Below are 18,091 nucleotides of genomic sequence, written 5' to 3' on the forward strand. Positions count from 1 at the left end.
GCCTTGACGGACACTGCGAGCACAACGCCGACCCCCTCCCGCCCGACGCCGTGGCCGCGAACGACTCGGGTGCGGGACTGGGCCGGCGACGGCTCCTCGGCGCGGGGATGGCCGGTGCGGCCGCGCTGACCCTTTTCCCGGTCTCCTTCGCGCAGGCGGCCGACGGTACCTCCGGCGGCACACCTGCCGCCGGCACCGAGGCGACCCGCACCATCACCGGCTTCCTGGAGACCGGGGCCGCGGACTTCGTCCACCTGCCGGTGGAGGTCCCCCGGGGCGTGCAGAAGATCGCCGTCTCGTATTCCTACGACAAGCCCGCCGTCCCCGCGGGCACGCCGGGCAACGCCTGTGACGTCGGAGTGTTCGACGAGCGGGGGACCGCGCTCGGCGGCCGCGGCTTCCGCGGCTGGTCCGGCGGTTCCCGGTCCTCGTTCGAGATCAGCAACAGCGATGCCACGCCCGGCTATCTGCCGGGCCCCGTCAACGCCGGAACCTGGAACGTCGTGCTCGGCCCGTACCAGGTGGCGCCGCAGGGCATGCACTACCAGGTCCAGGTGACCCTCACCTACGGCGAGCCCGGGCCCGACTACGTGAAGCACTATCCTCCGCAGCGGGCCAAGGGGCGCGGTCGCGACTGGTACCGCGGCGACTGCCACCTGCACACCGTGTACTCCGACGGCAAGCGCCTGCCGGCCGAGGTGGCGTCCGGCGCGCGTGCGGCCGGGCTCGACTTCATGGTCTCCACCGACCACAACACACCCGCCTCGCACGCGGTGTGGGGCCGGTACGCCGGACCGGACCTGCTGATCATCACCGGTGAGGAGGTGACCACCCGCAATGGGCACTGGCTGGCCCTCGGGATCCCGGCGGGGGAGTGGATCGACTGGCGCTACCGTTCGCGGGACGACGCGCTCGGTCGCTTCTCGCGACAGGTGCACCGCGGCGGCGGCCTCGTGGTGCCCGCACACATGTACTGCGCGTACGTGGCCTGCCAGTGGAAGTTCGGCTTCGACGACGCCGATGCCACGGAGGTGTGGACCGGTCCGTGGACCTACGACGACGAGCACGCGGTCAGCACCTGGGACCAGAAGCTCGGTGAGGCCGTCCGCGCCGGCAGGCGCTGGCTGCCGGCCATGGGCAACAGCGACGCGCACAGCGACCCGCAGGTCATCGGCCTGCCGCACAACGTCGTCCTCGCGGACGACCTGGCCACCGACTCCCTCATGGAGGGCATCCGCGCCGGCCGGAACTGGATCGCGGAGTCGTCCTCCGTCGAGCTGACCTTCACCGCCAGCGGCCACGGCAGGCAGGCCGGCATCGGCGAGAGGCTCGGTGTGCCCGCCGACGCGCCGGTGGATGTCCGCCTCGACGTCCGGGGCGTGCCCGGCGGGACGGTTCGCTTCATCACGGACGAGGGGCAGATGCACCAGGAGTCGGTGGACGCCTCCGGTTCGGGCACGGTGGTGTGGCGGACGACCGCCTCGCTCGCCGCGTACGTGCGCGCCGAAGTCCGGCACCCGATGCCGGACGGCACCCCGGGACAGGGCAACACCATGGGGGCCGCGCTGATGTTCGGCCCGATGGCCGCGCTGACCAACCCCGTATTCCTGGACGCGACGCCGCCTTCACGCGGCTGACGACCGCCGGTACGTCCGGGACCCGGCGGGCCGATCACCGCTTCGCCCGCCCGAAGCACGATGCCGAGCCGGGCCCGGGACGTCACCTCGCCCCGTACGGGGCGAGGCACCCGTCCCTGTCAGGGAGCCGCCGTCGGTGTGCTCACGACCGTCCAGTCCAGCACCGGGGTGCTCTGCAGGTAGACCAGCACGCACATGAAGAGCATGAACACCACGCTCCACACGATGACCCGGCGGAAGATGATCCCCTCGCGGCCCTGGAAACCGACCGCGGCCGCGGCGATGGCGAGGTTCTGCGGGGAGATCATCTTGCCGAGCACGCCACCGGAGGAGTTGGCCGCGGCCATGAGGGTGGGCGACAGGCCGGCCTGGTGGGCGGCGGTGATCTGGAGGGCGCCGAACAGGGAGTTGGAGGAGGTGTCGGAGCCGGTGACGGCGACGCCCAGCCAGCCGAGGATCGGTGAGAGGAAGGCAAAGGCCCCGCCGGCGCCGGCCACCCACAGACCCAGCGTGGTGGTCTCACCGGACTCGTTCATGATGTAGCCGAGCCCGATCACCAGCATGACGGTGAGCACCGCGAACTTCAGCTGGTTCAGGGTGCGTCCGTAGGCGCGCAGGGCGCGGCGCGGGCCGACCTGGAGCAGGACCATGCTGATGAGGCCGGCTATCAGCAGCAGACTCCCCGCCGCCGAGAGGTAGTTGAGCTTGAAGGTGGTGGCGACCGGGTCGCCGTTCGGCTTGATGATGTGCAACCCCGGCCAGTTGACGATGCGCGTCACCGACTCCAGGCCGGTACCGGTCATGCCGACCTTGGCCGGTGCCGTTCCGGTGATCGCCGGCACCCGGGTGGCCAGCACGAACACCACGATGATGGCCAGGTAGGGCGCGTAGGCCCTGAAGACGTCCAGCGGTGAGTCGTGCGTGTCGCGGTCGGCGTCCGCGCGGGCCCGGGTCAGCACCCGGGTGTCCACGAACTCGTCGCCGCCCGAGTCCGGTTCGCCGCCGGGCGTCCGCGGCTCGCGAGAGGCGGCCCCGGCACCGCCGAGGCCGCTGCCGAGGCCGTCGTCCTCGTCGCTCTCCTGGTACGTCTCCTCGGCGTGCCACACCCGGGTGAACGCCAGGACCGCCAGCGCGGAGGCGAGCGCGGCGACGATGTCGGCGAGCGGCACGGACCAGAAGTTCGAGGACAGATACTGGAAGACCGCGAAGGACGCGCCGCAGACCACCGCCGGCGGCCAGGTCTGACGCAGCCCCCGTCGGCCGTCCACGATGAACACCAGAGCCAGCGGCACGAAGAGCGCCAGGATCGGCGTCTGCCGGCCGACCATCGCTCCCAGGTCGTCCACGGGCAGGCCGGTGACGCCCGCCAGCGTGGTGATCGGCACGGCTATCGCGCCGAACGCCACGGGTGCGGTGTTGGCGACCAGGGCGACGGTGGCGGCCTTGAGCGGCCTGAAGCCCAGGGCGATCAGCATGACCGAGCTCATCGCGACGGGCGTGCCGAAACCGGCCAGCGCCTCCATCAGGGCGCCGAAGGAGAAGGCGATGATGATCGCCTGGACCCGCTGGTCGTCGCTGATGGAGGCGAACGACCTGCGCAGTACGTCGAAGTGACCGGTCTCGACGGTGAGGTTGTAGACCCAGATCGCGTTGATGACGATCCACATGATCGGGAAGAAGCCGAACGCGGCACCCAGCAGCCCGCTGTCGAGCGCGTCGGCCAACGGCATCGCGTACACGGCGACCGCGAGCACCACGGCGACGGCGAGGGAGATCAGCGAGGCGAGCCACGCCCTCATCCGCACCACGCCGAGCAGGACGAACAGCACGAGCAGGGGAAGGATGGCGATGGCGGACGACAGCCCGAGCGAATGGCTCACCGGACTGTAGTCCTGCCGGTAGTTGGCGAGAGTCATGGAGCACCCTTTTCTACGACACCGGAGAGGAGGGGCTGGGCCGCGCGACGGGTCGGCACCGTGATGCGCTCGCCGAGTTCGAGGTCGATTCCACTACTCGGTAGACACCAACCGAATGGTGGAAGAATGCAATGGTGCAGGAGCTGTGTCAAGGGTCACAGGCGGCCTGCGTTGCAGGCGAACTCCCGCCAGATGGTGGACTCATGACCGAGCGTCGGTCTGGCGGAGCCGCCGCTTCGAGGAGGAGGTCGGCTCGCGCTGCCGACGAGTGGGTCGGGGCGCGGCCCGGAGCACGGCCGCGGGCCGCCCGGCCGGTTCAACTGCGGCTGCTGGGCGGCGGGGTGCAGGCGACGGAGCGGGCTCCGCCGTGGGAGCGGAGGAACGCCAGGACGTCGCAGACGGACCGGCCCAGGACCTGGCTGTGGCCCGCACCGGCATAGGTGCGGTAGATCAGCCCGGGGGAGTCCAGGCGGCGCAGGTGGGCCACCACTTCGTCGGTCCAGGCGGGCGGTACGTCCTCGTCGGCGTCACCCTGGACGACCAGCGTGGGGACGGTGAGGGCGGAGCGGTCCGGATCGCCGTAGGCGCCCATCCGCTCGCCCATGCGCCGCAACCGGTCCCCCGGCAGCGGCAGCATCTGCTCGGTGCTCACCCCCCTGAGCGCGGGGTCGCTGTCCGTCACGCAGTCGGCGATCACCCGGGAGGCCGTGGTGGCCGCCGAGGGCCCCAGCAGCGAGGACAGGTCCGTCGCACGGCCGCGGGGTTCGGTGGCGGCCAGGCCGACCAGCGAGTAGAAGGCGAACGACAGCTCGCTGGGCACGTGGGAGGCCTTCACCCCCGCGAGCATCGCCTCCAGGTGACTGGCGGGGGCGACGGCCACCACCGCGCCGAGACGCTGGGCGCCCGTCCGGCGCGCGGCGTGGGTGGCGAACAGCGCGGCCTGACCCCCCTGTGAGTGGCCGACCGCGAACCACACCGGCGCCAGGCCGGGCAGCAGTTGGTGCGCCGCGGTGACGATGTCGGCCACGGAGTTGCCCTCGTCCGCGCCGACCAGATAGGTGTGCGGGCCCGGGGTGCCCAGTCCGGGGTAGTCCGAGGCGGTGACCGCGTACCCGGCGCGGAGGAGCGCGCGCAGCTCCTCGGCGAAGACGTCCAGGCCCAGGTTCGGCGACTGGGACGGGGCACAGGCGTCGGCCACGCCGGTGGTGCCGTGCGCCCAGGAGACCACCGGCCGGCCCTGCCGGGGCGGGCTGCCCGACGGCAGCAGTACGGTGCCGCTGACGGCGACGTCCGCACCGCGCGCGTCGGTGGAGTGGTACAGCACCGTGTAGCGCCGGGCGCCCTCCAGCCGTGCGTCGCGACCGTGGTCCGTGGCCGCGATCAGCGTGCCCGGCTCCGCGGCCGGCAGCGGATCGGGGACCTGATAGGTGTGGTCCACCCTGGTCACGGCCGGTGTCATACGCCGCTCCGCCGCGATGTGGGACGTCGCCGTACGGCCCGTCGGACCGGAGACGGGACAACCCGCCGCCGCGGCGAGCGCGACCGTGACCGCTGCGCTGCGCAGCCGGGGACTGCCCGGCCGGCGTGGCCCTCTGCCGGCGCCCGTCCCCGGGAAGCGATGCAGGCTCCGGATCCCCACGGGTGGGCGCTCCCTTCCAACAGGCCTCTCCGGTCCCACTGTGGCGTCGCGACGGGCGGAGGGCACGCGGAAGTACGCCGTCCGGTCCGCCTGCCCGTCACCCGGGCCGTCACCGACGGACCGCCCCGCCGGGCCGTCGGTGACGGCCCGGCGGGGCGGACGGGACCGCGGTGTCAGCTCATCGTGAAGGAGTCCAGACGGAACAGGTCGCCGCTGCCGCCCTTGAAGACGAAGTACAGCTTGTGCGTCCCGCCCGGGTCGGTCACCGGTGCACCGACCGTCGTGTAGGCGCCGGAGGTGTCGCCGACCGTCGCCGTGCCGGCCAGCGGGCCGTCGGGCGCGTCGGTGTGGACCTCGATGGTGCCGCCGCCACCGCTCGACGCGGCCCGGAAGTCGATCTTGCTCACACCCTGGAGGTCGTACGGGTCGAACTCGATCCAGTCACCGTTGTCGATCGACGTGACCGCCGCGTTGCCCTGGGCGCCGGCGTCGGAGCTCGTCTGCACGCCGGACTGCGTGCGGAAGAACTCGGCCTGCCGGGACCTGGGCTGCAGGACGATCTGTGTCGTGCCGGTGAGGTCGGGCACCCCGGCGGTCGGGGAGGTGTCGGTGTAGCTCGCCGAGAAGATGCCGTAGAAGTCTTCGGCGTCGGTGTGGCCCGCCGCAGTCATGGAGAACGTACCGCTGCACCCCGTCGCCTGCGAGAGGTTGTGGGAGTGCATCTCATGGCCGAGGGAGTAGCTGACCTGGACCTTGGAACAGTCCACCGGAGTGCCGTCGGGGTCGTTCACGTCGACCTTCCACGCGACCTGGTCCCCGTCCTTGAACGTCAGCCCGTTCGGCGGCTGGGAGAACGACAGCACCGGCGCGGTGTTGCCCACCGTGACCAGGACGGCGGCGACGCCCGTCCTGCCGCTCGGGTCGGTCACCGTGAGCTTGGCGTGGTACTGGCCGTTCGCGGTGTAGGTGTACGTCGGGTCGGCACTCGTGGAGTCGGTCTTGCCGTCGTTGTCGAAGTCCCATGCGTAGGTGAGGTTGTCGTTCTCCGGGTCGGTCGAGCCCGTACCGTCGAACGTGACCGCCAGCGGCGCCTTGCCCGACGAGGTGTCGGTCTTGATCACCGCGGTCGGCGCCTTGTTGCCCGGTGCGTACTCGATCTTGTAGAGCCCGGCGTCCAGAGAGCCGCCGAACCACGCGCTGCCGTAGTCGAGCACGTACAGTGAGCCGTCCGGACCGAACTGGGTGTCGATGGGCTCGACCAGGTGGGCCCAGTCGTGGCCGTCGGTCAACGTGTTGATCGACTGGATCTTCCCGCTGCTGTCGGAGGAGATCGGTTTGATCCAGTGGTCGCTGAACTCGTAGGCGAAGAACTGGCCGTCATAGCTCTGGGGGAACTTGACCGCCGACTTCAGCCCCGCGTCGTAGTTGTACACGGGGCCGCCCATCGGTGCGCCCTGGCCGCCGAGTTCGGGGAACTTCGGGTTGCCCGCGTAGTGGTTCCAGATCCAGGCCGGCTGCGCCGGCGGCAGGTTCCTCAGACCGGTGTTCAGGGGAGCGTCGTTCACCGGGTGGGCGCAGTCGAAGGCGTGGCCGGACTTCTTGGTGGCGAAGTCGTACTGGACGTAAGGGGTGTTGTCACCGATGCAGTAGGGCCAGCCGAAGTAGCCGGCCTTGGTGATCCGGTTGTACTCGACGGTGTTCTCCGGCCCGCGCTGCGGGTTCGCGCTGCCGGCGTCCGGACCGTAGTCGGCCAGGTAGACGACGCCGGTCTTCTTGTCGACGTTGAACCGGAAGGGGTTGCGGAAGCCCATCGCGTAGATCTCGGGACGGGTCTTCGCGGTGCCCTTCGGGAACAGGTTGCCGTCCGGAACGGTGTACGTGCCGTCGTCGTGCACCTTGATCCGCAGCAGCTTGCCCCGCAGGTCGTTGGTGTTGGACGTCGAACGCTCCGCGTCGTAGACGGGGTTGCGGTCGGGCCGCCGGTCGATGGGGTCGTAGCCGTCGGAGGCGAAGGGGTTGGAGTCGTCGCCGGTGCTCAGCAGCAGATTGCCGTTGCCGTCGAAGTGCATGTCGCCCGCCACGTGGCAGCACTGCCCGCGGTCGGTGCCGACCTGCAGGATCCTCTTCTCGCTCGACAGGTCGAGCCTGCCGTCGGTGAAGGTGAACCGGGACAGCTGGTTGTGGCCCTTGTAGGGCGCGAAGTCGGCGGCCGTTCCGTTGTCCGGGGCGTCGGACATGGGGGTGTCGAGTCTCGGCGCGTAGTACGCGTAGACCCAGTGGTTCCTGGAGAAGTGCGGGTCGAGCGCGATGGTCTGCAACCCGTCCTCGTCATGGGTGTAGACCGACAGCTTCGCCGCCACGTCGGTGAGACCGTCGAGGGTCGTGTAGTAGACGGTGCCGTCACGGGAGGTGTGCAGAGCGCTGCCGTCGGGGAGCACGGCCAGCCCCATGGGCTCGCCCACCTGGTCCGCTCCCTTGGCGAGGGTGACCTGCTGGAAGTCGGACGCTGCGGCCGCGGGGGCGGCCGCAGCCGTTCTGCCTGATGCCTGGGTCCGCGCGTGCGCGGACGTCGATCCAGCCACCGCGACGCCCACGCTGAGCGCTGCGCTCAACGTGGCGGCGAGTAGTCGGCCTACTGGTGTACGCACGTGACTGCCTACCTCTCTTGGGGCACTGCGCCGCACGTCGTGCGAGCGGTCGCGTCGCGCGGGGCGGCGGGCCGGGGCCGGATGCCCGGGCCCGCGTACGCCGGTTCAGCGATGGACAGGGCCTGCTGGGCACGCCGCCGGCGACGGGTCTCGGGGGTGATGTGACCGCGGACGGAGGCGGATGCGGTCGCGCGGTCCGGGGCGGGACGTGGAGAGAGGGCTCGGAGGGGTTCGCGGCCCCCTGAAGAAGCGTCATGAGCGTGTGGCCGTGACGATGGACTGTCAAGCAGGTACTGCTCGGTAGCCGCGTTTCATGGCCTGAAGTGGCCACATCTTTTGCTCATCCGGTGAAAAGTCACAGCCGTTCGTGGTGAACTATCGGCGGTCTCAGACGTTCATCGTCCTCTGAGAAATCGTCGAGGCCGTCCCGTAGCCGTCGCGCGGTCCGCGGGGAGACCGAGCCCCGGCGAGCCGTACCGCCCTCGCTCACCGACCGCGACTCCGTTCGCCCCGGCACCAGTTCCGCCGACCGCCCGTCCGCCAGGCGTTCCGGGCCGACGAACGCCCCCTACGACCAGCCCCGTCCGGACAACGAGCGAGGACGTCTTCCCCTGACGGCCCCTGCCGCGGCCCCATCGCGGCTCGGTGCTCCACAACAAAGGAGTGATGATGGGTCAGTTCGCCCATGACTTCGACCGCAGAGGCTTCCTGCGCGCGGCAGCCGCAGGCACCGTGGCCATCGGTGCGGCGACCTTCGCCGGCGCGCTCCCCGCCGCCGCCCAGACGCCCGGACCCGGCGCCGAGAAGCACGGCGCCGGCCTGAGCATCCCCAAGGACGCCATCGGCATCCAGCTCTACAGCGTCCGCGACAAGGTCTACCAACTCGGTTTCCGCGTCGTCTTCGAGGAGCTGTCGCGGATGGGCTACAAGGAGGTCGAGTTCGCCGGCTACACCCAGGACCCGTCCATCCTCGGCCGGCAGATCACCCTCCAGGAGATCCGCACGCTGCTCGACGACAACGGCCTGCGAGCCATCGGCAGCCACATCGGCATCGGCAGCTTCCGCAGCAACCTGCAGAAGGAGCTCGACAACGCCCAGATCCTCGGCATGCCGAACATCGGGACCCCGAACGCCCCCTCGGACACCGCCACGGTCTCCGGGTACCAGGCGGCCGCCGAGGACTTCAACCGCTGGGGCGCGGCGGCGTCGGCGCGGGGACTCAAGCTCTACCAGCACAACCACTGGGCGGAGTTCGCCTTCGCCACCGACCAGCCCGCGGTGCGTCTGTACGACGTCTTCCTGGAGAACACCGACCCCGCCAACGTCTTCCTCGAGATGGACGTGTTCTGGGCATTCGTCGGCCAGTACCGCTACCCCGGCTTCGACCCCGCCGCGTACGTGCGCGAGCACCCCTACCGGTACACGCTGTTCCACATGAAGGACGGCACGTCCGACCCCGACGTCGGCGACGGTTACGACATGACCGAGTTCGGCGCCGGCAACATGCCCTACCAGCGGTTCATCCACGCGATCGGTCCGTTCGGCAACCACCACGGCATCTGGGAGCAGGACACCGCCCCCGACACCCAGCCCGACCCGCCCGGCTCGTTCGGAGCGGCGCAGCGCAGTTACACGGCGCTCGCGGACCTGCTCTCCTGACCTGCCGTCACCGCCCCGTTCCGCCGTTCCCCCGCACGTGCCGGGGCGAGCGGCGGAACGGGGTGGACGCTTCTCATGCCCTCGCCGGCCCCGACCACGCGGCCCGGCGAGCAGTGCCTTCCACCAGGAGGTGAGCGAAGTGAGCGTCCGCTACGGTCTGCTCGCCCTGCTGCGGGACCACGGGCCGCAGTCCCGCGCCCAGTTGGCCGGCCGTCTCCAGGTGCCGCGGCCGCGTGTGCTGGCCGAGCTCGACCGCCTGACGGCGGCGGGGACGATCGTGGAGGCGGGCCCGACCGCCTCCCGCGGCGGACGCCGCTCCACTCTCGTGAAGCTGGACCCCGGCCTGCGCTTCGCCGCGATCGACCTCGACGCCCGCGCGGTCGGCGTCGAGGTCACCGACGGCTGCCTGCGGACAGTGGCGTCGCACAGCGAGCACTGCGACATTCGCACCGGTCCCGAGACCGTCCTGGGACGGGTGACGCAGATCCTGGACAAGATCCGCGCCGAGGGCCGCTTCACGCGGCTGGACGCCATCGGGATCGGCCTGCCCGGCCCGGTGAGCTTCCGCGACGGCATCCCCGTCTCCCCGCCGCTCATGCCGGGATGGGACCGCCATCCGGTGCGTGACGTGCTCTCCGGCGAGCACGGCTGCCCCGTCGCCGTCGACAACGACGTCAACGTGATGACCCTGGGCGAGCGGCACAGCGGCGTCGCCCGGACCGTGGACAACCTGATCTTCGTGAAGATCGGCAGCGGCATCGGCTGCGGAGTGCAGATCGACGGCCGCGTCTACCGCGGCGCCACGGGCTGCGCCGGGGACATCGGCCACATCCAGGTCGACGGGGACGGCCCGGTCTGCCTCTGCGGGAACGCAGGGTGCCTGGAGGCGCACTTCAGCCGGGAGGCGCTGACGCGCCACGCCGAGTCCGCCGCGGACGGGGACCGGTCCCCGGTGCTGGCGGAGCGCCTGGCGGCCAAGGGCTCCCTCACGGCCCGCGACGTCGCCGACGGGGCGGCGGCCGGTGACGCGGTCTGCATCGGCATCGTCCGGGCCGGTGGGCGGCGGGTCGGACAGGTCCTCGCCGGGCTGGTGAGCTTCATGAACCCGTCCATGATCGTCATCGGCGGCGACCTCGCCGACCTCGGGCACATCCTGCTCGCGGAGCTCCGCAGCGTCGTCTACCAGCGGTCGCTGCCGCTGGCCACCGGCGACCTTCCGATCGTGCTGTCCGAGCTGGGCGCCCGCGCCGGGGTCGTCGGCGCCGCCGTGCTGGCGAGTGAGCTGGCCTACGGCGGACCCGCGGGCTGAGCCCCGGTCGCCCTCGCGCGCGGCGCCCCTGCGGGGACCGACCGTGCCCCGTCAGACCCTGTCGCGCCCTGGCGCGCCCTCGAGGGCGCGCCAGGGCGCGTTGGGGACTTCAGGGACTCCCGGCGGCTCTCAGGGGCGGGTTCAGATCAGTCCGCGTCGCGCCGCCCACGCGACGGCCTCGATGACGCTGCTGACGCCTATCTTGTCGCACACGCCCCGGCAACGTCGCCGCACCGTGCGGGGACAGACATGAAGCCGTCGGGCGACGGACTCGACCGGCAGGCCGGTTGCCAGGAGCGACAGCAGATGCACCTCGTCGCCGCGCAGGGCAACGTTGTCAGGCTGGGGCTGCCGGTCCGTCTCGTAGCTGAGCGTGGACACGTTCGTCCTCCTTCGCCGAGTGCGGCCGGCAGGGAACGCGGGGGAGGCCGCCACCCGGACGGGAGGCCCGAACCCGTGATCGACCGCGGGATGTCAATCGCCTATCACGTGTCAAGTGGGTAACTGCTGTAGCTTGCGTAACTGTTCGCCAGCGCACGGTCAAGAGCCGCGCTGCTGCATGGGTCCGGGTTTGGTGCGCTCTACACGAAAACTTCTGCCGGATCGAACGGGTCGATCCGCTGGCGGAACGGCCCGGGAGGGTCTGCCGCCGGCGCTCGAGCACGCCGACTCGCGGCGGTGCCGGGTTCGGGACAGCCGCCCCGAACCCGGCACCGGCCGCTCCCGTGCTACAGGTTCCGCACCCGGATGTTGCGGAACTCGATCAGGTCGTTGTCACTGTGGTTCTGCAGGCCCACGTAGCCGCTGAAGAACTGACGCAGGTCCGTGGGCGGGTCGCCCGCACGCGACGACGACTTGCCGGGCGTGTTGTCGAACTCGTTGATCACCACGCCGTTGCGGATGATCGTGTAGTGCTGCCCGACGACCCGGATCTCGTAGTCGTTCCACTGGTCCTTCGGGGTGACCTTCGCCTGGTCCAGGCCGAGCGGATCGAAGTTGTAGACCGAGCCGGTCTTCTGCGGTTCGCCGGTGTCACCGTCGTAGATCTGGATCTCGTTGCCGCAGTAGATCGCCACCCACTCCGGAGCGGTGCGAGCCGCACCCTGAGTGCCGCAGCTTCCGGCAGGCCGCTGGTCCAGTGGCGTCCGCGGGTCGGGGAACCTCACGAAGACACCGCTGTTGGCCCGGTGGCCGTCCGGAGCGACGTCCCGGAACTGCAGCCGGATCGAGTAGTCCTTGAACTCCTGCTTGCTGTACCAGAGCATGCCCATACCGCCGGAGCTGCGCATGGTGCCGTCCGGCAGGAGCGAGAACTGCCCCGCGCCCGCCTGGCTCCATCCGGCGAGACTCGCCGCCGATCCGTCGAAGAGGGACTTGTACCCGGGTGTCCTGCCGATCGGCGACTGGGCAGCGGCCTTGCTGAGGTCCGCCGCCTCGTGGTTGTCGAGGACACCGTCCTTGCGCCACTGGTCCACCAGGTCGTTGACGTGGCTGACGAACGCGCCGTGGTTGGCCCAGGTGCCCTCGTCGTCGATCAGGTCGTTGATCGTGCACCCGCCGCCGGCCTCGTGGTTGGCCACACCGGTGTCGCTGTCGAGCAGCCGGACCGTGGAACGGGCGTCGGGCGCCGTGCAGCCCGCCGTCACGTCGATCTTGCCGGTGGACTGCTCGCCGTCGGCGTAGGTCACCTTGAGCGTGGCGTGGTGGGTGCCGTAGGAGGCGTAGGTGTGGACGGGGTTGGGCTCGTGCGACGGCTGGCTGCCGTCACCGAAGTCCCACTCCCAGGCGATGCCGCCCGCCTTGGCGGCCGAGAACTGGATCGTCCGCGGCTTGCTCTGCGCGACCGGGCGGCCCGAGGCGTCGCTCGGGTTCGGGGTGGCCGGGCCGCCGTGGTAGGCGACGCGGACCAGCTTCTGGTTCGGGTCCAGGCTGAAGAAGCCGCCGGCGTAGTCGAGCACGTAGAGCGCGCCGTCCGGGCCGAACTTGGCGTCCATCCAGCTCTGGACCTTGTTGTCCCCGCTGCCGCCGGGGAGGGTCTGGCGCAGGTCCTCGCCGAAGACCGGCGGGCCCTGGTCCTTCACCTTGTCCTGGTCGACGGTGACCGCGACCCGGTTGCTGGCGTTGGACTCGTCACCGATGAACCACTTGTTGTCCCAGTACGAGGGCCAGGCGACACCGCTGCCGGTGTCCACCTCCGAGCGGTGGTAGGTCGGGCCGTCCATGATGGCCTGGCCGCCGCCCTTGAGGTAGGGCTCGGTGTACTTCTCGTCGCTCTGCACGTACGTGGGCAGCCCGCTGCCGTCGCTGCGCCGGGGGTAGACCACGCCGCCGCCCTGCGGCGAGTACCAGATCATGTTGTCGCGGGCCGGCGGGATGTCCACCAGACCGGTGTTGCGGGGCGAGGTGTTCTTCAGGTGGTCGCAGTCGTACCAGCCGGTCAGCACGCTGGCGTCGGTGTTGCTGCGGTCGCGGTACGGCTGCTTGTCGCCCATGCAGTACGGCCAGCCCTGGTTGCCCGCGGAGGTGATGACGGTCGCGGTCTCGTACTTGGCCGGGCCGAGTTCCGGGTCGGGCTGCGGGGCGTCGGGGCCGACCCAGGCGGCGGTCAGCCAGTTGTTGGTCCTGTCCCAGGCGATCCGCGCGATGTTGCGGACACCCATGACGTAGATCTCCGGGCGGGTCTTGCCGCCGCCTTCCTCCTGGCCGGTGAAGAGGTTGCCCTTGGGGATCGTGTACGTGCCGTCGGGCTCGGGGTGGATCCGCAGGATCTTGCCGTTGAGGTCGTTGGTGTTGCCGGCCGTGCGGCGGGCGTCCTGGAAGGACAGGCCCTTGTAGTCCTGGGTCCAGTTGTTCCCGGAGTAGCCGGCCCCGGCTCCCTGGGAGGAGTTGTCGTCACCGACGCCGACGTAGAGGTTGCCGTCGTTGTCGAAGGTCATGCCGCCGCCGGTGTGGCAGCAGCTGTGGATCTGAGCGGTCCAGTGCAGCAGGTCCTTGCGGGTGCTCTTGTCGATCGACTGATCCTTGAAGTCGTAGGTCAGCCGGGAGACGGTGCGCTGGCCCGTCTGCTTGTCCCGGTCGACCGACTCGTGCGGCATCCAGTAGACGTAGATCCAGCCGTTCTGCTCGAACTTGGGGTCGAGCGTGATGCCGACCAGACCCTCCTCGTTCTTGACCAGTTCGCTGCCGCTGCCCCGGTTGCCCATGACGTCGAGCGTGGTGAGCAGCTTGACCTGCTTGCTCTTGGGGTCCCACTGGTGGATGGTGCCGCAGCCCAGGCCCACCTCGGGGTCGTTCCAGTCGGGGATCGGGCCGCTCGGGCAGGCCGCCTTGCCGATGTAGAAGACCTTGCCGTCGGGGGCGATCGTCAGACCGTGCGGCTCGCCGATCTGGTCGAGCCGGCCCGGCTGGTTCTTGCCCGTGAGCCGCTCGACCGAGTAGTTCGACGCGATGGTCGCCTGGCAGTCACCGCGGACCATGCCGGTCGTCCACTCGATGGCACCGAGCAGATGACTGCGGAACTTGGTGTCCGAGGTGTAGCTGTCCTCGGTGCGGCCCATGCCGGTGTAGAACGACCGGCCGCCGTCGTAGTCCCGGCACCAGGAGATCGGGTGGAACGGGCCGTTGCCCGCGGGCCCCGCGTCGTAGGAGTTCTCCTCGACCTGGGCGACCGTCTGGACCTTGCCGTTCGGATTCGGGTCCCAGTTCATCCACTGGTCGGACCGGGTCCACTTCAGCGGCAGGCCCTTGTTCGCCGGGTGCCGGCGGTCGGTGAGGTCCACGACCGCCTGCTGCACCTTGGCCTCCGGCGCGGGCGCCGGGTCGGCTCCGAACAGCCGGAGCTCGGCCAGCTGGATCAGTGGCTCACCGGAGTTGGCGGTGACGTTCAGCCGGTAGTACTGGTAGGCCGTGGTGTTGGAGAACGTGTACTGCCTGGTCTGGAAACGGTCGGGGAAGTTCTGGCCGGTCTGGGTGTCCAGCGTCTTCCAGGTGTTCCCGTCCTGCGAGCCCTGGAGGTTCCAGTCCTTGGGGTCCCGGCCCGGATAGTCGTTGGCCGACGTCAGCGCGTACTGGGCCACGGCGACGGACTTCTGCATCTTCGCCGTGACCCAGCCGGTCGGCTGGTGGGCCAGCCACTTGGTGTTGTTGCTGCCGTCGAACAGCTTGTCCTTCGTCTCGTTCGGCGGGTTGTCGTCGCTCGCCGTGACCTCCGCCACCTTCTCGGAGGCGGAGAGGCTGGAGGCCGGGCGTGTGCCGATCAGGCCGGTGAACCAGGTGGAGTCGGCGTCCGCGCGCGCGGCGTCGTGGACGCCGACGAAGCCGCCGCCGCCCTTGACGTAGGCCTGGAACGCGGACTCCTCGTCGGAGGTGAGGGACACGCCCTTGGCCGACAGGAAGACCACGCCGCGGTAGCGGGCCAGGTGCTCGGCGGTGAAGACGGCCGGATCGTCCGACTCGTCCACGGTGAAGCCGTTCTTCTGCCCGAGTTCCTTGATCGTCGAGACGGCGGCCCCGACCGGGTCGTCCTGCTGGGCGGCGGGCCCGTGGAAGACCAGGACGTTCACCGGGGCTTCGGTCTCGGCGCCTTGGCCCCGACCGTGCGCGGACTGCGCCTGCGCCTGTGCCTGCACGGCCGGCAGCGCGGAGAGTCCCAGTGCCAGCGCCGAGCTGGACAGCAGGACGACCGCGCGGCGCCAGGGCGAGGCGTGGCGGGGGATCCGCGCGGGACGCGACGGCGGCGCCCCGCTTCGTCGTGACATCGTGAACCGGTCTCTTCGGCCCATGATTGCTCCTTGACTCGATCCGACAGCGGGAGAGTGGCCAGGGGGTGGAGCAAGGGCTGCCGCACGGCCTCGCCCGGACGCGCCGGGCGAGGAGGTCCGGATCGGCCGCGGCACGTCCGAGGGCGGCCGGGGCGCCGGAACCGGTGGGATCGCGGACGCCCCGGGTCCTCACGGCCCGGGACCGGCCGGCGGCAGGTGGTACACGCCCGGCAGACCGTCCGGTCAGGTGTGACGGGCGTGGCTCAGGGGGTGGGAACGGGACGGGCACCGGCCGCGCCCGCTACATGGGGTGCGGGTCGCCGGGGACCGTGCCGTCGGCCTCGGTCACGACGAAGACCCCGGACATCCCCATGTCCGAGTGGCTCTGGACGTGGCAGTGGTACATCCAGGCGCCCGCACCGACCCGTTCACCGGCGATCACCTGGAACCCGAAGGAGTCCGCGGGGCCGGTGGTCCTGGTGTCGATGACCTGGCTGACGTCCTGCGGACCCTGCCAGATCCCGGTGCGGTTGTCCGTCCAGCGGTGGCCGTGCACGTGGAAGGTGTGGAAGAAGTCGCCGTGGGTGATCACGAGGAACTCCACCCGCTCGTCGCGGACGGCCTTGAACGTGGGGGTGTCGGGGGCGGTCCTGTTGTTGATCGTCATGTTGTTGAAGACGACCGTGAACGTCTTGTCCGGAAGCACATCGCCCTTGCGGCGCACCACCACGGGGCCGTAGAGCCCCTTCCTGATCCCGTCGGTGCCGTGCTCGGTGCCCACGTTGTGGTCGTGGTAGTGCCAGTAGCCGGCGCTTCCGGCCTCCCACGTCCCGTCGTGGCGGCGGCTCGGCGCGTGGGTGCGCCAGACGTAGGTGCGCCGGGCGCCGGGCTGGACGACGCTGTCGTTCATCCTGGTGCCGTCGCTGGCGGTGTCGTAGTCCAGGCCGTGCACATGGAGGCTGGCTGCGACGTCGAGGTTGTTGACCACCTCGATGTTCATCGTGTCGCCCTCGGTCAGCTCGATGAGCGGGCCCGGAATCGTCGCCTGACCGGGATGCAGGCCGTAGCCCATCTCCCCGTTCGGCAGCTTCTCCATGTACAGCGTCAGGTTGCGGACCTCGCCGCCGCCACTCGAAGCGGGTTTGTCCTTGGGCGCGGCGGCGATGGTGCCGAGCACCGCGGGGACGACGGCCGCGGCCGCGGCTCCGGTGGCGAACGATCGCCGGGAGAAGAGGCGTCGCGTGCCTACGCCTGAGTCGGTCATCGCTCTCCAATCCTCGACAGGCGTGGGTGCCTGACGGCGTTTCGTGGTCGTGAGGTGCGATGCCCCGGCAGCACGGCATACGGACGGGCTGGTCGTGGTGGTGCGCCGGGCCTCCGGCCCCGCGGGGCCGGCGGAGAGGTCGTCGGGTTGGATCCGGTCCGGGAGCGGTCCGGCCGTACGTCCGGGTCCGGCTCGGCTCGGCTCGGCGAGGCGGACTGCGTCTCGGAACGGCCCCACCGTAACGGCGCTTCACCAGTTTTTCCAGACTCAGGTCAAAGTTCGTTGGGTTGTGGTCATAGGTCTTGGCTGTCCATCAAAAGACGGCTAACTTCCCCTCGTTGCCGCTATCCAGGAGAGGTGGGTGAGGTCCGCGCGCGGGCCTGTGGCGTCACCGCTTCGGTCCGAGGCGGAGCTGACACCGCTCGTTCGTGTGTCGGCCGGTCGCCGTCGTCACTGCCCGGCGACCACCCCCAGCCCCTCTCGGTCCTCTTGAGTTCAAGGCGCCCGGGCGACGGACCGTGCGCCACCGCCGCCCCGGGCCGAGCTCCGCGCGGCACCCGGCCGGACGGGCCCCGACGTGGTCGTCCCGGCGGCTGGTCGTCCATCCGGCGGGACCGCGGATCCGTGCGCGGTCCCGCAACCAGCGATTCGCGAAAGGTGCAGCGGTGTTCAGAAGACTGCTCCATACCCAGACGGATCCGCCCCCCTCGAGATCCGCGCCACAGGGCCGCTTCGGCCCGCGTTCGGTGCTGGTGGCGCTGGTGGCCGTCGTGCTCACGGCGTTCTCGCTGGCCGCGCCTGCCGCATGGGCGGCGAAGAGCCGCGATGCCGCCGCGACGGACACCCAGGTGCTCACCTGGACGGCCGGCGACGGCTACATGGGCTACACGTCCGCCCCCACCACCGCGGTGGCCGGCCCGGCGACGATCGTGTTCGAGAACAGCGCGGCGACCGGCAACACGACGGGGATGCCGCACACGCTGACGTTCGACACGTCCAACCCCGACTACAACACCGACGTCGACCTCAACATCCAGGCGAGCCCGTCGGACTCCAGCGGAGGCAGGCACACGGCCCAGGTCACCCTGACCCCCGGCGTCTACCACTACTACTGCGCCATGCCGGGCCACATGATGTCGGGCGAGCTGACCGTCACCGCGGCCCCCGGGAACGACACGACTCCGCCGGACACGTCGGCGTCGGTGTCGGGTACGAAGGACGCTTCCGGGAGCTACGTCGGCAGTGCGACGGTGACGGTG

Annotated in this window: 10 protein-coding genes; 4 read left to right on the top strand and 6 right to left on the bottom strand. The window is 70.6% G+C overall.

Translation table 11 applies throughout. The annotated features are described in order from the left end of the window. Positions 1–107: 107 nt before the first annotated feature. A complete protein-coding gene (locus P3H78_RS08980; protein WP_276108331.1) occupies positions 108–1,637 on the top strand; it encodes a CehA/McbA family metallohydrolase in 1,530 nt (509 codons plus the stop codon). A 119-nt stretch (positions 1,638–1,756) separates the two neighbouring features. Here P3H78_RS08980 and P3H78_RS08985 read toward each other — a convergent pair whose 3' ends face one another. The 3 genes from P3H78_RS08985 to P3H78_RS08995 all read right to left on the bottom strand — a co-directional run bounded on the left by P3H78_RS08985 (position 1,757) and on the right by P3H78_RS08995 (position 7,840). Continuing rightward, positions 1,757–3,553: an L-lactate permease gene (locus P3H78_RS08985; RefSeq protein WP_276108302.1), complete on the bottom strand. Its 1,797-nt coding sequence runs from the start codon at positions 3,551–3,553 to the stop codon at positions 1,757–1,759. A gap of 316 nt (positions 3,554–3,869) precedes the next feature. Continuing rightward, complete coding sequence (locus tag P3H78_RS08990; protein ID WP_276108303.1) at positions 3,870–5,000, bottom strand: alpha/beta hydrolase family protein; 1,131 nt, start codon at positions 4,998–5,000, stop codon at positions 3,870–3,872. Positions 5,001–5,365: 365 nt separating this feature from the next. Next, positions 5,366–7,840: a PQQ-dependent sugar dehydrogenase gene (locus P3H78_RS08995; protein ID WP_276108304.1), complete on the bottom strand. Its 2,475-nt coding sequence runs from the start codon at positions 7,838–7,840 to the stop codon at positions 5,366–5,368. A 666-nt stretch (positions 7,841–8,506) separates the two neighbouring features. Between P3H78_RS08995 and P3H78_RS09000 the strand changes: the two genes are divergently transcribed. Together P3H78_RS09000 and P3H78_RS09005 are read left to right on the top strand one after the other, a co-directional pair. Continuing rightward, on the top strand, positions 8,507–9,499 hold the full coding sequence (locus P3H78_RS09000; RefSeq protein WP_276108305.1) for a sugar phosphate isomerase/epimerase family protein: 993 nt from the start codon (positions 8,507–8,509) through the stop codon (positions 9,497–9,499). A gap of 139 nt (positions 9,500–9,638) precedes the next feature. After that, on the top strand, positions 9,639–10,808 hold the full coding sequence (locus P3H78_RS09005) for an ROK family transcriptional regulator (protein WP_276108307.1): 1,170 nt from the start codon (positions 9,639–9,641) through the stop codon (positions 10,806–10,808). 141 nt (positions 10,809–10,949) lie between these two features. Here the strand turns inward: P3H78_RS09005 and P3H78_RS09010 are convergent, their stop codons facing one another. From P3H78_RS09010 to P3H78_RS09020, 3 genes are all read right to left on the bottom strand, one after another. Further along, the gene (locus P3H78_RS09010; protein WP_276108308.1) at positions 10,950–11,189 is read right to left on the bottom strand and encodes a LuxR C-terminal-related transcriptional regulator; all 240 of its coding nucleotides are present in this window, start codon (positions 11,187–11,189) and stop codon (positions 10,950–10,952) included. 347 nt (positions 11,190–11,536) lie between these two features. After that, positions 11,537–15,589, bottom strand: coding sequence for a ThuA domain-containing protein (locus P3H78_RS09015; protein ID WP_276108309.1), 4,053 nt, complete (start codon positions 15,587–15,589; stop codon positions 11,537–11,539). 280 nt (positions 15,590–15,869) lie between these two features. Beyond that, positions 15,870–16,832 carry a multicopper oxidase domain-containing protein gene (locus P3H78_RS09020; protein ID WP_276108310.1) on the bottom strand — a complete coding sequence of 321 codons (963 nt, stop codon included), beginning with the start codon at positions 16,830–16,832 and terminating at the stop codon, positions 15,870–15,872. Positions 16,833–17,578: 746 nt separating this feature from the next. On the opposite strand from P3H78_RS09020, the gene P3H78_RS09025 reads away from it, so the two are divergent. Next, positions 17,579–18,091 (top strand): plastocyanin/azurin family copper-binding protein (locus P3H78_RS09025; protein ID WP_438827927.1); only part of this gene is annotated, 513 nt, incomplete at its 3' end.

Origin of the sequence: Streptomyces tropicalis, assembly GCF_029269835.1 — a bacterium.
GTDB classification, from domain to species: domain Bacteria; phylum Actinomycetota; class Actinomycetes; order Streptomycetales; family Streptomycetaceae; genus Streptomyces; species Streptomyces tropicalis.

Bases quoted from the DNA above. Each gene is read 5' to 3' on its own strand.
- P3H78_RS09000 (WP_276108305.1), top strand. From the start codon at position 8,507: ATGATGGGTCAGTTCGCCCATGACTTCGACCGCAGAGGCTTCCTGCGC.
- P3H78_RS08985 (WP_276108302.1), bottom strand. From the start codon at position 3,553: ATGACTCTCGCCAACTACCGGCAGGACTACAGTCCGGTGAGCCATTCG.
- P3H78_RS08980 (WP_276108331.1), top strand. From the start codon at position 108: ATGGCCGGTGCGGCCGCGCTGACCCTTTTCCCGGTCTCCTTCGCGCAG.
- P3H78_RS09020 (WP_276108310.1), bottom strand. From the start codon at position 16,832: ATGACCGACTCAGGCGTAGGCACGCGACGCCTCTTCTCCCGGCGATCG.
- P3H78_RS09015 (WP_276108309.1), bottom strand. From the start codon at position 15,589: ATGGGCCGAAGAGACCGGTTCACGATGTCACGACGAAGCGGGGCGCCG.